We start from the raw sequence: 14,357 nt of genomic DNA on the forward strand, positions 1-14,357 counted from the left end.
TTAGGTCCACGGTTCAAGTCCGTGAGGGGCCACCAATTCAGATAAGCCGTAGTAGGTTAACCCCTACTACGGCTTTTTCGTATTTAAAATAGTCGCGTTGCTTATTGGTTCTATAAGTAATATTCTTTCTACGTGATATAAATTACGTAGAATAACAACGTGATAAATTTAATTTATCTAATAAAAAACTCTTAGATGAATCGCCTTCATTCTAAGAGTTTTTAAATACATAGAACACTGTCAAACTGACGTTTAGGTTTTTAACTTACCTAATTCTTCATGTTGTTGTCTAACTAAATCCGCCAATACCACACTGCTTCGCTGTGCTTCATCGGCAAGATGAGCAAGTTCAGATGCGGACTCTGAAATCCCAGTAATATTACGGTTAACCTCCTCAGTTACGGCACTTTGCTCTTCTGCTGCAGTTGCTATATGTGTAATTTGCCCTGATATTTCCTCAATTTGGCTTACCATTGAATTCAAAGAAGATAAAGCTTGTTCTGTCTGAGTCACGGCCATTTGCGCCCGTTCAGCCCCTTTATCGATAATATTTGAAGCACTATGTACTTCTTTTTGGAGGGCATCGATAAGCACACTAATATCATCGGTGGAGCTTTGAGTCTTGGACGCCAACGCCCTGACTTCATCGGCAACGACGGCGAAACCACGACCTTGCTCACCCGCCCTAGCGGCTTCAATTGCCGCATTCAAAGCGAGTAGATTTGTTTGCGCCGCAATCGAACTAATCACCTCAAGAATTCGACTAATATTGGTGCTACTTTCGGCCACTTTACTAACGGCTATTTTAGCTTGCAATGACTCTTTCGACATCGTGTCTACATAATCCATTGCTTTAGTTAAACTTTCCTCACTTGCACGAATGTTACGCGACATCGCCTCTGTTTCTACCGCCGTTTGCTCTGATGCTTTAGCGACTTCGAGCGCTGTTGCGCTCATTTCATTTACTGCAGTAACAACACTTTCAATCTCACCATGTTGTCGTTGGACGCTATCACGAGTTAATTGGGCTATTTCTGCTGATGATTGGCTTTCTTGCTGAGTACGACTCGCTAAAACTTTTAATTCTGCAATGAGACTCTTTAGCTTATAAATAAAGGAGTTAAAGCCTTTTGCTAGAGCGATGAGCTCAGCATGTGAGTCGACTTCAATCGATTGGGTCAAGTCACCCTCTGCACTAGCAAGATGCTCTACTCTATTTTGAATCATCTTCAGTGGCGAAATAATGCTGCGAAGCACCAAACTAATGGTGATAACGGCAATAACTGATACGACTAACCCCACTATCAATAGTAGGCTGCCAAGTGATGTAGCCATTTCATCCATTTTATTATTGAGTTCAATTGAGCTTTTATAGGCTTGAGCGTTAGGGACTTGAATAACAAGTGACCATTCAGTATTCGCGAGTGAAATTTTAATCGGATAAGCGACAATAATTTCATCGCCGTCCGTCATGTATTGACCATTCTTATGCAATGAACTAATTTTAGTCGCTAATTTAGGATCTATTGATTCTGATAGAGGACGGGCTTTTTTACTGTCATAGCTGGACGCAACAATAAAGCCATGATTACTCAGCAATGTGACCTTAGCTTGTCCGTCATAAAGGCTCTTTGCTAATCGATCAATTAACGATTGGAATACCGGTAAGTTTACATCAATACCTATTACACCGATGAACTGCTTATGCTTGACTATCGGTACTGTCAGGGAGGTCATTAGCTCAGTATGACCAGGGCTGATTTCGTCTAAATATGGCTCCATTAAACAAGGTTTTAGCGTTTCTTTAGCGCACAGATACCATTCTGCATCACGCACACCAAACTCATTCAGGCTAGTAAGATATTTTTCTTGTGAATCATCAACTTGCCTTTGTTTCACACTGCCATCACTATTACGGGTGTAATACACTTCTAATGCACCAGAAGATGCCACACTATGACTAATCTCTACATTTAAAAATTCGCTATCGAGACCATCGTAACCATTCGGTTCAAATTGCGCGTACATAGAAGAGGTTTGCGAACTTTTCTTTAGCACGGCCGCAAGAGCAAGCTCTAACCTATCGCGCTTTAAGGGTAATTCTTCAGCGGTGCTTTCAACAATCCCCGCAAAAGAAAAAGGAATACGAGAAGCTTCATTAATAAACCCCGCAACCATTTCACCATACTCGCCTGCTCGTGCCTCTAGCTTATCGCGAGTCTCCAGTTGCAGGGTTTTTTGTACTTGTTCAGAAACCTGGATATTTTGTGCGGATAATGCCTGCCAAAGACTTATCGTTAAAATTGCAACAATCAATAAGAACAATGCGGAAGTAATCCACAACAATTTAGTACTGATGGATAAATGCTTCATCTAGTAAACTCCCAAGAGAACGACAATAGCGTAATTATTTTGATCTACTTTATTTTTATACTTTCTATACAGCATTAAAAATAGCACTTAGGGTAAGAATTACCAGTACTTAAGATAAAGAGTTGTCAATGAAATGTAAAACTTTTGAATGACTAAATCAAAAAAAGGCCAAATTCAAATAAATGAATTCAGCCTTTAATATCAAACACTATTCTTGATTGAGTCTAGGATTAGCGTCCCCACAACCAAGCGGCGCCACGCACCCCAGATGAAGCACCATAATAATTTTTAACAACGGGTGTGTGGCACTCTCGGCCAACCACATAGAGCGGCAAAATTTTCGGTAATTCGGTATAAATAGCATCGATGTTAGACACGCCGCCACCAAGGACGATAACATCAGGATCCATCATATTGATCACATGGGCCAATGAACGGGCTAAACGATCAATAAAGCGGTTAAATGCTTGAGTTGCCAGCGGATCTCCCGCTTGCATCATTTGGGCAATTTCAATACCGCTGTCAGCAATACCGCCCGCAGCGCGAAAGTCGCGAACAAAGCCTGTTCCAGATATAAACGTTTCGATACAGTCTCTATTACCACAAAAACACGTCGTGGTATTAAATTCATCGGCTTTCATCCACGGTAAAGGATTATGGCCCCACTCACCACCAATACCATTGCCACCATCATGTACTTGGCCTTTAATTGCGATACCAGCACCACATCCCGTTCCAATAATGGCACCAAATACAACTGACTTTCCTGCGGCAGCGCCATCTACCGCTTCTGATACGGCAAAACAGTTCGCATCATTAGCAATTTTTACTTTACGATTTAATCGAGTCCCCAGATCCACATCAAGTGGATGACCATTGATCCAAGTTGAATTAGCGTTTTTTACTAGGCCAGTAAAAGGAGAAACAACCCCAGGAATACCTATTCCGATAGTGGCGGTTTTCTGCAGGCTGTCTTCGACTTCAGTTACCAATGCAACCAAAGCATTGACTGTCGCAACATATTCTCTCGGTGTCGGGATGCGTTTACGAAAGACTTCGTTACCATCGCTATCTAATGCGACTACCTCGATTTTTGTGCCACCAAGATCGATACCAATTCGTAACATTCATATACTCCGTTTAAATATATTTAACGCAAAGCGGTACATTAACAACCTGATGCATATCTGCAACTGTAGAGACGCTGCTAAGTAGAACTTTTCGTTTTAAAGTTATCTACATTAGAATTTCCAAGCGCACTATGCCTGCTGGACAAACAGCAATCAACCTCAATGTATTTAAATACACCATAGCGCATACCCGCACATGCCATTATCTGCTTATCCGATAGTACTGCGAATGTTCCTTGATTTATCCGCAGCAGAAAAACTTGGATAGAACTGTCTCCGCTTAAATCCACCTTAAAATTGATAAGGTCATTTGTAACAAAGTCTGTTTTTGCCTATGTCTGCCATTGGTTTGAATTGGTTATCGCCTTATACTTTTGAGCTCAAATATTAAAACAACAATGTTGGAAGCAAGCGATATGACTATTGGGACTGCTCCGGTAAGTAAAACACATTCATTTATGACTGTGTCTCTTATCGAATTATGGGAACGCTTTGGTTATTACGGCATGCAAGCGCTGATTGTGTACTTTATGGTGCAGCGCCTTGGCTTTGATGACTCACGTGCAAACTTAGTATGGAGTGCCTGTGCGGCACTTATTTATGTATCACCGGCGATTGGTGGCTGGGTTGGGGATAAAATTCTCGGCACCAAACGCACTATGCTGCTCGGTGCGGGGATCCTCTCTCTGGGTTATGCGCTAATGGCCGTACCCACTGAAAATACGTGGTTTATGTTTTCAGCGCTCGGCGTGATTGTGGTCGGTAACGGCCTATTCAAGCCGAATGCGGGTAACTTAGTCCGTAAAATCTATGAAGGTGACGATTCTAAAATCGACAGTGCTTTTACCATCTATTACATGGCGGTCAACGTCGGCTCGACCTTCTCTATGTTGCTCACGCCTTGGATTAAAGATTACGTTAACGCCCAATATGGCAACGAATTTGGCTGGCACGCGGCCTTTGCTGTGTGCTGTGTCGGTATATTGGTGGGGTTAGGTAACTATGCACTCATGCGTAAGAGTCTAGTCCATTACGGTTCTGAGCCAGATACTCGCCCAGTGAACAAGAAAAACCTCGCGATTGTATTGGGTCTATCCGCATTGTCGGTTGTCGCTTCAGCCATTATTCTTGAATACGAAGCTGTTGCGCGCGTCTTCGTTTATGCAGCAGGCGTAGCCGTATTGGCAATCTTCTTCCACTTGATCCGCACCAGCGAAACCAGTGAAAGAGCGGGACTGATTGCAGCACTGATCCTTACCGTGCAAACCGTGTTCTTCTTTATTTTCTATCAACAAATGTCAACGTCACTCGCGCTGTTTGCCCTGCGTAACGTGGATTGGGATTTTCAAGTTTTTGGTACCCACTTGTGGACTTGGTCTCCGGCCCAGTTCCAAGCATTAAATCCATTATGGATTATGGTATTAAGTCCAGTACTCGCATGGAGCTATTCGTGGGCAGGACGCAATGATAAAGACTTTTCTATCGCGGCGAAGTTTGCTCTCGGTTTTGCCGTTGTGGCGATTGGCTTCTTTATCTATGGCTTTGCGGGCCAATTTGCCGTCAATGGTAAAACCTCTTCATGGATCATGATCTGGGGCTATGCCTCTTACTCTTTAGGGGAATTGCTGGTGAGTGGTCTTGGACTTGCCATGATTGCTCGCTACGTACCTGCACGCATGGGCGGTTTTATGATGGGTGCCTATTTCGTCGCATCAGGTATTTCACAGTATCTGGGCGGTGTAGTTGCTAACTTCGCCAGTGTACCCAAGGATTTAGTCGACCCACTGCAAACCTTACCCGTATACACAAGTCTGTTTAATAAACTAGGTATAGCCGCTGTGGTCTGTACCTTTATCGCACTTGCGGTATTACCTCTGATGCGTCGCCTGACTGAGACTCACCATTCACATAACAATGCTGCTGATCATGATCTTAATGAAAGTGCTGCAGCATCGCTACGGGATGTGAAAGCCGAGCAGTAATACTCGACTGACAATAGCAATTTTTCTATTGCATAACATTAACTGCCGATAGCCCTGCTATCGGCAGTTTTTTATCACTTCATTCAACATCGTTTATACCCTTATATTGCTACTCATAACCAAATGTGCTTTAGCGAAAGTCATGCAATCTTACTGTGACTGGCTTAGCGCTGAGTTGCTGAGAATAAGAACTTCAGTTCCACATTATCGGCCCTCACACGCGGATGACTTCAGCCCCTCAATTTGTTACAAAGCGAGTACACTCTCAGTTGCATGGCGATGCTCAAGTGCAGACTCACATTGAAATAATGAAGGGGAAAGTGTTATCCATTAAAGCTTGATAAGCCGTGTCGTTAACCCCATATCAATAACACTGAATACCTTTTATTCATCAAGACTGAGCCGTTAACGCTTTTTCTTAGCAATGAGCCTAGCAATGCAACAAAACGCCTAACACTGTTAGCGCCTCTTGTTGCTAGCAAAAAACGGCAGTCACTTGGAGACACTATGTCACAACCGACATCAATATTGGCCGATATTCCCTTCTCGCTATTGGAACTCGCGCCTATGCGCCAAGGCTCAACCGTGGGCGAAACGCTTCAAAACAGTTTGCAGTATGCCAAGGAAGCCGACAGACTCGGCTTTAATCGTTTTTGGTTTGCCGAACACCACAATATGCCCGGTATCGCCAGCGCGGCGACCTCGGTATTAATTGGTTATATTGCTGGCAATACGCAGCGTATTCGCGTCGGCGCGGGTGGCATTATGCTGCCAAACCATGCGCCGTTAGTGGTCGCCGAACAGTTCGGTACCCTTGAAAGCTTATATCCTGGTCGAATCGATTTAGGACTAGGCCGCGCGCCCGGCAGCGATCAAATTACCAGCCGAGCACTGAATCGTGATACCAGTCGCGCCGAACAATTCCCTGAAGAAGTCAGTGAATTACAAACTCTACTTGGCCCTTACAATGGTCGTCATGCGGTGCGAGCGATTCCCGGAGAAGGCACTAATGTGCCAATTTGGTTATTGGGCTCGAGTCTCTTTAGCGCACAGTTAGCGGCGCAGCGCGGTTTACCCTATGTGTTTGCGGGCCACTTTGCACCACGTTTTCTCTACGATGCGATTGAAATCTATCGCCGCGACTTTAAACCTTCTCAAGTGCTTGATAAGCCCTATGTGATGCTTGGCTTGCCGTTAGTTGCCGCCGATACAGATGAAGAGGCCCAATATTTGGGAACGACCTCAAAACAGCGCGTGCTGGCACTTATCCGTGGTCACGAGTTATGGCTAAAGCCACCAGTTGATACTATGGATGGCTTGTGGAGTGCGCAAGAAGAAACCTATGTCGATAATTTCTTAGGTTTATCCGTTACTGGTGGCCCAGCGACGATTAAGCATCGTTTGGAAATGATCGTCAAAGAACTCGGCGTGAATGAGTTTATCTTCACCAATGACTTGTATGATCTTGATAAACGCAAAAAAGCATTACAGATCCTAATGGATATTAAAAAGTAGTGATTCAGTAAACTGACTCGTTCTAAAAGTCATTGGCAGTCAAAACGACTGCCATAAAAAATCCCGCAGAAGCGGGATTTTTATTGGGCAAAACTGTCATCTAAATCGTTTTTATATCAAAGCGATATTAGCTTTTCAGTACGGCATTAAAGCTGGCGCTAAGAATACCAAGGCCTGCATCAATTTGTGCATCCGGCGCCGTTAATGGCACCAAAATACGCAGCACATTACCGTAGGTACCGCAGGATAATAAAATCAATCCACGGTTACGGGCTTCAGCCAACACTTGCGCGCAATAGTGCGGCGCAGGTTTACCCTCTTCCATCAATTCGATGGCGATCATAGCGCCTAAACCACGCACATCGGCGATTTGCGCATGTTCGACCTGCATTACATTCAGGGCAGACTTAATTCGCTCACCAATGGCATTGGCTCTTTCTAGCAACTTTTCTTCTTCAAACACTTCAATGACAGCAAGCGCAGCAGCGCACGCTAACGGATTACCACCATAAGTACCGCCAAGACCACCGGGACCCACTGCGTCCATGACTTGGGCGCGGCCGGTAATACCTGAGAGTGGAAAACCACCCGCAATAGATTTAGCAAAGGTCGTGATATCTGCAGCAACCCCCATTTGCTCCATAGCGAAGAAAGTGCCAGTACGGCCCGCGCCTGTTTGCACTTCATCGGCGATCAGCATAATGCCTTCACGGTCGCATAGTGCGCGTAAACGTTGCATAAAGGCGGGCGATGCGGCGTAGAAACCGCCCTCGCCCTGCACTGGCTCTAAAATAATGGCGGCGATATCACTCGGCTCGGCATCATTTTTAAAGATACGTTCAATCGAGGCCATAGCATCATCATCGGACACGCCATGCATTTCGCACGGAAACTCAGCGCGGAACACATTCGCCGACATCAGCCCCATACCTTTACTGTAAGGCGCGACTTTTCCGGTCAATGCCAAAGCCGCAATAGTACGACCATGGTAGCCCGAGGTAAACGCAATCACGCCAGCACGTTTGGTGTAGGCACGCGCCACTTTAACTGCGTTTTCAACCGCTTCTGAACCACTAGTGAATAGTGCCGTCTTCTTGGCAAAATCCCCTGGTACCAGTTGATTGAGCTTTTCACATACTTGGATATAGCTCTCGTAGCCGAGCACCATAAAACAGGTATGGGAGAAATTATCCAGCTGAGCTGCAACCGCCGCCTTCACTTTAGGGTGAAGGTGACCCGTATTGAGCACGGCAATGCCACCCGCAAAATCGATAAACTCACGACCTTCAACATCCCACACAGTCGCATTTTCGGCGCGGGCGGTAAAAATAGGGTGAATTTGCCCGACACCACCCGCAACTGCGGCTTGGCGACGTGCCATCAATGAATCATTGGTTGTTGTCATTTAGTGTTCCTCACTCGCCAAATCGGACCGTATTAAACGGACATGCAGATGTATTTGATTTCTAGATATTCTTCGATACCGAACTTAGAGCCTTCACGGCCCAGTCCAGAGGATTTCATCCCACCAAAGGGCGCGACTTCCGTCGAAATCAAACCAGTGTTGACCCCAACCATGCCATATTCCAAGGCTTCGGCGACTTTCCACACCAATGAAATATCGCGGCCATAGAAATAGGCGGCGAGGCCAAATTCAGTATCATTAGCTTGTTTGATCACATCGTCGACATCGCTGAATTTAAACAGCGGCGCGAGTGGACCAAAGGTTTCTTCACGGGCAACAAGCATGCTTTTATCGACATTGGTGAGCACGGTTGGCTCGAAGAAATTACCGCCAAGATCGTGGACTTTGCCGCCTGCGAGCACAGAGGCGCCTTTGGCGATGGCATCGATAAGGTGACTTTGTACTTTCTCGACTGCGGCAGCATTGATCAACGGGCCAGTAGTCACACCTTCCTTGATGCCCTCTCCAACCTTAAGCTTGCCCACAGCAGTGCTGAGTTTTAAGGCAAACTCGTCGTATACACCGTCTTGTACATAAATACGGTTAGCACAGACGCAGGTTTGGCCGGCATTACGATATTTAGCTATCATGGCGCCTTCGACAGCGGCATCGATATTGGCATCGTTAAATACGATAAATGGTGCATTGCCGCCAAGCTCTAGTGACAGTTTTTTTAAGGTAGGCGCACATTGCGCCATTAATTTAATACCGATATTGGTTGAGCCAGTGAAAGACAGCTTACGCACTATCGGGTTGCTGCACATTTCATTACCAATCTGCACCGCATCACCCGTTAACACACTAAATACGCCCGCAGGAATACCGGCACGCTTAGCGAGTTCAGCCATCGCTAATGCGGTAAAGGGTGTTTGGTGCGCAGGTTTTACCACCATAGTGCAACCCGCAGCTAACGCTGGAGCGGCTTTGCGGGTGATCATCGCGGCAGGAAAGTTCCACGGCGTAATCGCGGCGGTTACGCCGACAGGCTGCTTAATTACCATCAAGCGCTTATCTACTTGATGCCCAGGAATGGTATCGCCATAAATACGTTTCGCTTCTTCGGCAAACCACTCGATAAACGAAGCGGCATAGGTTACTTCACCTTTCGCTTCTGCCAGCGGTTTACCCTGCTCAGTCGTCATGAGCAATGCTAAGTCATCACTGTTTTCATTGAGTAATTCAAACCAACGCCTTAACTTAGCGCCGCGCTCTTTGGCTGTGAGCGCTCGCCATGCAGGTAAAGCCGCTTCTGCCGCCTTAATCGCCATTTCAGTTTCAACTTGTCCCATATTAGGAACGTAGCCAATTACGGCATTGGTTGCGGGATTAAACACCTTTAGCGTGTCACCAGAAACGGCATCACACCATTGACCATTAATAAAAGACTGTTGACGTAGCAAACTCGGATCATTTAATTGCACAAGGATTTCCTCGTATTATGAAGCTACCTAGCTTCTTAAAAGTGATGATGTTAAAGACCTAGTTTGTCTCTTAACGTGTAATACCAAGCTCCGATAGCACTAAAAGGGACGCGAAGTGCGTGACCGCCGGGGAAAGGATAATGTGGCAATGCAGCAAAGGCATCGAAGCGCATGGCTTGGCCGTTGAGCATTTCAGCAAGTAACTTGCCTGCCAGATGGGTATAAGTGACACCGTGACCACTACACCCCTGTGAATAATAGATGTTCTTACCGATACGACCGACCTGTGGCAGGCGCGATAGCGTCAGTAGGAAGTTGCCTGTCCACGCATAATCGATCTTCACATCCTTTAATTGCGGGAAGGTTTTGAGCATGTTCGGAATAATGATCGATTTGATATCCGCCGGATCGCGGGCACCATACACTACGCCGCCGCCGTAAATCATCCGCTTGTCGCCAGACAGACGGAAATAATCGAGCAGATAGTTACAGTCTTCGACGCAGTAATCCTGCGGTAATAAGCTCGCAGCCAGATCGGCACTCAAAGGCTCTGTGGTAATCACTTGCGTGCCGCAGGGCATAGATTTTGCCTGCAGCTCTGGCATTAACTTACCTAGATAGGCGTTACCCGCCACGACCACAAACTTGGTTTTTACACTGCCCTGCGCCGTATGCACAACCGGGCTATCGCCTTCATCGACACTCAGCACTGCTGAGTCTTCAAAAATTTTACCGCCGAGGGATTCAACCGCGCGCGCTTCGCCTAGGGCTAAATTAAGCGGGTGAATATGGCCACCGCTTTTATCGAGTAGACCACCGACATAACGCTCAGTATTTACCACACCGCGAATACCTTTAGCATCGAGAAGTTCGAGCTGATTAACATGGCCGTGGCTTTCCCACAGTTGTTTTTGATGGCGTAGATGACCCATTTGTTTTTCGTTCATCGCGGCAAACACGCCGCCATCTTTTAGATCGCATTGAATATTATACTTAGCAATCCGATCGCGGATGATTTGCCCGCCCTCAAAGGCCATTTGGCCAAAGAGTTTACCTTGTTCTTTACCGACTGTTTTTTCAATAGTATCAATGTCACGGCTATAACTATTAACGATTTGTCCGCCATTACGGCCCGAGGCGCCCCAGCCAATGCGAGCGGCTTCTAACACCACCACACTCATGCCCGATTCTAATAAATGCAGCGCGGCAGAAAGGCCTGTATAACCTGCGCCAATCACACAAACATCGGCTTCAATCGATTCCTGTAGACGCGGACGTTCAACCTTATCGTTGGCCGATGCCGCATAATATGATCCAGCGTGAGCTATGGCAGACATGTTGTTCCCTTGAATTCTAATGTTCATTATTTTAAACAGCCATCACATCCTACACCTTCATAAAACGAAACACTAGCCAGAAAAGCGCAATAATTTACATTTTGTTTGATATATCAAACACGAGATTATTTTTAGCTCAGTGATTCAATTCTGGTGATCTTGAGTAACAGGACTAGCCTGCAAAGCAAAGCGGGTGATGGGAGCGGTGACAAATATCAAGGATGGCTTTAGCAATACCAAAGCCATCCCCAAATTAAACTAACTAGTTCATTGGTGTACGGTCGCGTTTCTCTGCCCGTCTTGCCATATACCAAGAAAGGAAAGCGATGAGTGAAACACACAGTATGATCAGCGTCGCTAAGGCATTGATCTTAGGAGAAACTCCTAAACGTACCGAAGAGAACACCACCATAGGCAGGGTCGTTGCACCAGGACCAGAGGCAAAACTTGCGATCACTAAATCGTCTAAGGACAAACTGAATGACAACAACCAACCCGCCACCAGCGCCGGCGAAATCATAGGCACAGTGATCAAGAAGAAAGTCTTGAGCGGTGTTGCCCCTAAGTCCATTGCCGCCTCTTCGATTGACATATCAAGCTCGCGCAATCTTGAAGACACCACCACAGCCACATAGGCAGCACAAAATGTTGAGTGTGCAATCCACACTGTCATCATGCCACGCTCCCTAGGCCAGCCCAACAAATCTGCCATGTGCACAAACAGTAAAAGCAAAGACAGACCAGTGATCACTTCAGGCATTACCAGCGGTGCAGTAATCATGTTCGACAGGGTCAGTTTTGCCCATGAACGCTTAAAGCGTGTCATCACAAAGGCTGCCATAGTGCCGATAATGACCGCCATAGTTGAGCTATAAAACGCTATCCGCAGGCTGGTCCATACTGCATCTAAAATCTGTTGGTCTTGAAATAACTCGCCATACCATTTAGGTGAAAATCCGCCCCATACCGTCACTAATTTAGAGTCGTTAAAGGAATAAATCACCAGCACTAACATAGGTGCATACAAGAAAAACAAGCCAAACCAGAGCATCACTGAAGAAAAGCTTAATTTTTTCATAGGTCTTTCTCCAAACTACGCGCCTGATAGCGATGGAATAAAGTGATCGGAATAATCAATAGACCCAACATCACAATCGCCAGTGACGAAGCCACAGGCCAGTCGCGGTTATTGAAAAACTCTTGCCATAACACTCGACCTATCATCAAGGAATCGGGACCACCGAGTAGCTCTGGGATCACAAACTCACCCACGGCAGGAATAAACACCAACATAGAACCAGCAATCACACCACTTTTTGACAGCGGGAAAGTGATTTTCCAGAAGGTATTCAAACGGCTCGAACCTAAGTCAGACGCAGCTTCAATCAAACTCATATCAAGTTTCACTAAGGTGGCGTACAAGGGCAAAATCATAAAGGGTAAATACGCATAGATGATGCCGATATACACGGCAATATTGGTATTGAGGATCTGTAACGGCTCAGAAATAATCCCCAACCACATCAGTGAATTGTTAATGATCCCTGTGTTACTTAAGATCCCCATCCAAGCGTAAACACGGATTAAAAATGAGGTCCAAGAAGGCAACATAACTAACAGCAACAGCACGGTTTGCAACCGCGCAGGGGCACGGGCAATGGCATAGGCCATTGGGTAGCCAATAATCAAGCAGCCCAAGGTCGAAATTAACGCCATTTTCAATGAGCTGAGATAAGCCATGTAATATAGCGAATCATCGAGCAACATCAAATAGTTACCCAAATGCAGGAAGATATTTAATACATCGTCAGCATATTGGAATGTTGCTTCATAGGGCGGGATAGCAATCGCCGCCGTCGAAAAACTCAGTTTAAGGACAATCGCAAACGGTAAGGCAAAAAACAGCAGCAGCCAAGCGTAGGGAATACCTATGGTCCAGAAGCGGCCCTTAAGCCACTTTAATTTAATGGGTTTCTTCATGATCTCAACACCACTCCACTGGTGTCCTCCCAACTAATGAACACTTCGTCATCCCATGTGGCATGATCGGCGCGGCGTTCACGGTTAGTCATACTGCACTGTACGATTTGACCATTCTCTAAACGAATGTAATAGACTGAAATACCACCTAAATACGCGATATCATGTACGATTCCTTTCGCCCAGTTGTACTGACCTTCAGGCTGCTCACGGCTAATAATGGTCTTTTCGGGACGCACTGCTAGCCAAACATTCTTATCTTCAACGTTAGTCGTGACGCCATAACCAACATAGAAAGGTTGGGCCAAATCATTAGACTTAATGATCAGATGGTCGACTTCATCCACTTCAATCGCGCCACCAAACAAATTCACAGTACCGATAAACTCGGCGATCATGCGGCTGTTAGGGCTTTCGTAAATATCCATTGGCGAGCCAGTTTGAGCAATCCAGCCATCACTCATGATCGAAATTCGACCTGCCATTGTCATGGCTTCTTCCTGATCGTGGGTCACCATCACGCAGGTCACGCCGACACGCTCAAGGATTTCAACCACTTCTAGCTGCATTTGGGTACGCAGTTTTTTATCCAATGCGCCCATAGGCTCATCGAGCAGTAATAATTTAGGCCGTTTCGCCAGTGAACGGGCCAGTGCAACACGCTGGCGCTGACCACCGGATAACTGATGCGGTTTACGCTTACCGTATTGCTCCATATGCACGAGTTTCAGCATATCTTGCACACGCTGTTCAATTTCGGCTTTAGGCAGCTTGTCTTGCTTCAAACCAAATGCAATGTTTTGTGCCACTGTCATGTGGGGAAACAAAGCATAGGATTGAAACATCATATTGATGGGACGTTCGTATGGCGGTAAATCGGTGATATCTTCCCCATCAAGGAAAATACGGCCAGAGGTGGGCTTTTCAAAACCCGCCAACATGCGCAGTAGTGTTGACTTACCCGAGCCTGACCCGCCAAGTAAGGCAAAAATTTCGCCTTTATTGATAGTTAATGACACATCGTCGACAGCCCGCACGTCATCGAATAATTTGCTTACCCGCTCAATCTTGAGCAGTACTTTTTCTTGCGTCTTTGTTGTCGGTTTATTGGTGACGCTCGAGGTGATTGCCATAGTACTTCTCCACCCGAAAAT

General features: G+C 46.0%; 10 protein-coding genes. 2 read left to right on the top strand and 8 right to left on the bottom strand.

All coding sequences use genetic code 11. The features are described 5' to 3' along the window. Window positions 1–252 precede the first annotated feature (252 nt). Both L5M11_RS04820 and mak read right to left on the bottom strand, forming a co-directional pair. Window positions 253–2,373, bottom strand: coding sequence for a methyl-accepting chemotaxis protein (locus L5M11_RS04820; protein WP_263191520.1), 2,121 nt, complete (start codon window positions 2,371–2,373; stop codon window positions 253–255). Window positions 2,374–2,603: 230 nt separating this feature from the next. Further along, window positions 2,604–3,500: a fructokinase gene (mak, locus tag L5M11_RS04825; RefSeq protein WP_263191521.1), complete on the bottom strand. Its 897-nt coding sequence runs from the start codon at window positions 3,498–3,500 to the stop codon at window positions 2,604–2,606. 419 nt (window positions 3,501–3,919) lie between these two features. Between mak and L5M11_RS04830 the strand changes: the two genes are divergently transcribed. Both L5M11_RS04830 and L5M11_RS04835 read left to right on the top strand, forming a co-directional pair. Beyond that, the gene (locus L5M11_RS04830) at window positions 3,920–5,485 is read left to right on the top strand and encodes a peptide MFS transporter (RefSeq protein WP_263175532.1); all 1,566 of its coding nucleotides are present in this window, start codon (window positions 3,920–3,922) and stop codon (window positions 5,483–5,485) included. Window positions 5,486–5,992: 507 nt separating this feature from the next. Further along, entirely contained in the window at window positions 5,993–7,000 is a 1,008-nt protein-coding gene (locus tag L5M11_RS04835) for an LLM class flavin-dependent oxidoreductase (RefSeq protein ID WP_263191522.1), read from the top strand. 127 nt (window positions 7,001–7,127) lie between these two features. On the opposite strand, the gene gabT is transcribed toward L5M11_RS04835, so the two are convergent. From gabT to potA, 6 genes are all read right to left on the bottom strand, one after another. Beyond that, the gene (gene gabT / locus L5M11_RS04840) at window positions 7,128–8,405 is read right to left on the bottom strand and encodes a 4-aminobutyrate--2-oxoglutarate transaminase (protein WP_263191524.1); all 1,278 of its coding nucleotides are present in this window, start codon (window positions 8,403–8,405) and stop codon (window positions 7,128–7,130) included. A 32-nt stretch (window positions 8,406–8,437) separates the two neighbouring features. Further along, window positions 8,438–9,886 (bottom strand): NADP-dependent succinate-semialdehyde dehydrogenase, encoded by a 1,449-nt coding sequence (gene gabD, locus L5M11_RS04845; protein ID WP_263191525.1) that lies wholly within the window; start codon window positions 9,884–9,886, stop codon window positions 8,438–8,440. Window positions 9,887–9,936: 50 nt separating this feature from the next. Beyond that, a complete protein-coding gene (locus L5M11_RS04850; protein WP_263191526.1) occupies window positions 9,937–11,223 on the bottom strand; it encodes an NAD(P)/FAD-dependent oxidoreductase in 1,287 nt (428 codons plus the stop codon). A 262-nt stretch (window positions 11,224–11,485) separates the two neighbouring features. Beyond that, window positions 11,486–12,301 (bottom strand): ABC transporter permease subunit, encoded by an 816-nt coding sequence (locus L5M11_RS04855; protein WP_105249905.1) that lies wholly within the window; start codon window positions 12,299–12,301, stop codon window positions 11,486–11,488. Then, complete coding sequence (locus tag L5M11_RS04860) at window positions 12,298–13,203, bottom strand: ABC transporter permease subunit (protein ID WP_028760880.1); 906 nt, start codon at window positions 13,201–13,203, stop codon at window positions 12,298–12,300. The genes L5M11_RS04855 and L5M11_RS04860 overlap by 4 nt, the downstream gene beginning before the upstream one ends. Further along, on the bottom strand, window positions 13,200–14,336 hold the full coding sequence (gene potA / locus L5M11_RS04865; RefSeq protein ID WP_028760881.1) for a polyamine ABC transporter ATP-binding protein: 1,137 nt from the start codon (window positions 14,334–14,336) through the stop codon (window positions 13,200–13,202). Before potA ends, L5M11_RS04860 begins: the two co-directional genes overlap by 4 nt. Between the last annotated feature and the right edge of the window lie 21 nt (window positions 14,337–14,357).

It is taken from the genome of Shewanella sp. SM87, assembly GCF_025653705.1.
In the GTDB taxonomy this organism is placed as follows: domain Bacteria; phylum Pseudomonadota; class Gammaproteobacteria; order Enterobacterales; family Shewanellaceae; genus Shewanella; species Shewanella oncorhynchi.

Coding starts and splice junctions, on each gene's coding strand:
- L5M11_RS04820 (WP_263191520.1), bottom strand. CDS start 2,373: ATGAAGCATTTATCCATCAGTACTAAATTGTTGTGGATTACTTCCGCA.
- mak (WP_263191521.1), bottom strand. CDS start 3,500: ATGTTACGAATTGGTATCGATCTTGGTGGCACAAAAATCGAGGTAGTC.
- L5M11_RS04830 (WP_263175532.1), top strand. CDS start 3,920: ATGACTATTGGGACTGCTCCGGTAAGTAAAACACATTCATTTATGACT.
- L5M11_RS04835 (WP_263191522.1), top strand. CDS start 5,993: ATGTCACAACCGACATCAATATTGGCCGATATTCCCTTCTCGCTATTG.
- gabT (WP_263191524.1), bottom strand. CDS start 8,405: ATGACAACAACCAATGATTCATTGATGGCACGTCGCCAAGCCGCAGTT.
- L5M11_RS04850 (WP_263191526.1), bottom strand. CDS start 11,223: ATGTCTGCCATAGCTCACGCTGGATCATATTATGCGGCATCGGCCAAC.
- L5M11_RS04855 (WP_105249905.1), bottom strand. CDS start 12,301: ATGAAAAAATTAAGCTTTTCTTCAGTGATGCTCTGGTTTGGCTTGTTT.
- L5M11_RS04860 (WP_028760880.1), bottom strand. CDS start 13,203: ATGAAGAAACCCATTAAATTAAAGTGGCTTAAGGGCCGCTTCTGGACC.
- potA (WP_028760881.1), bottom strand. CDS start 14,336: ATGGCAATCACCTCGAGCGTCACCAATAAACCGACAACAAAGACGCAA.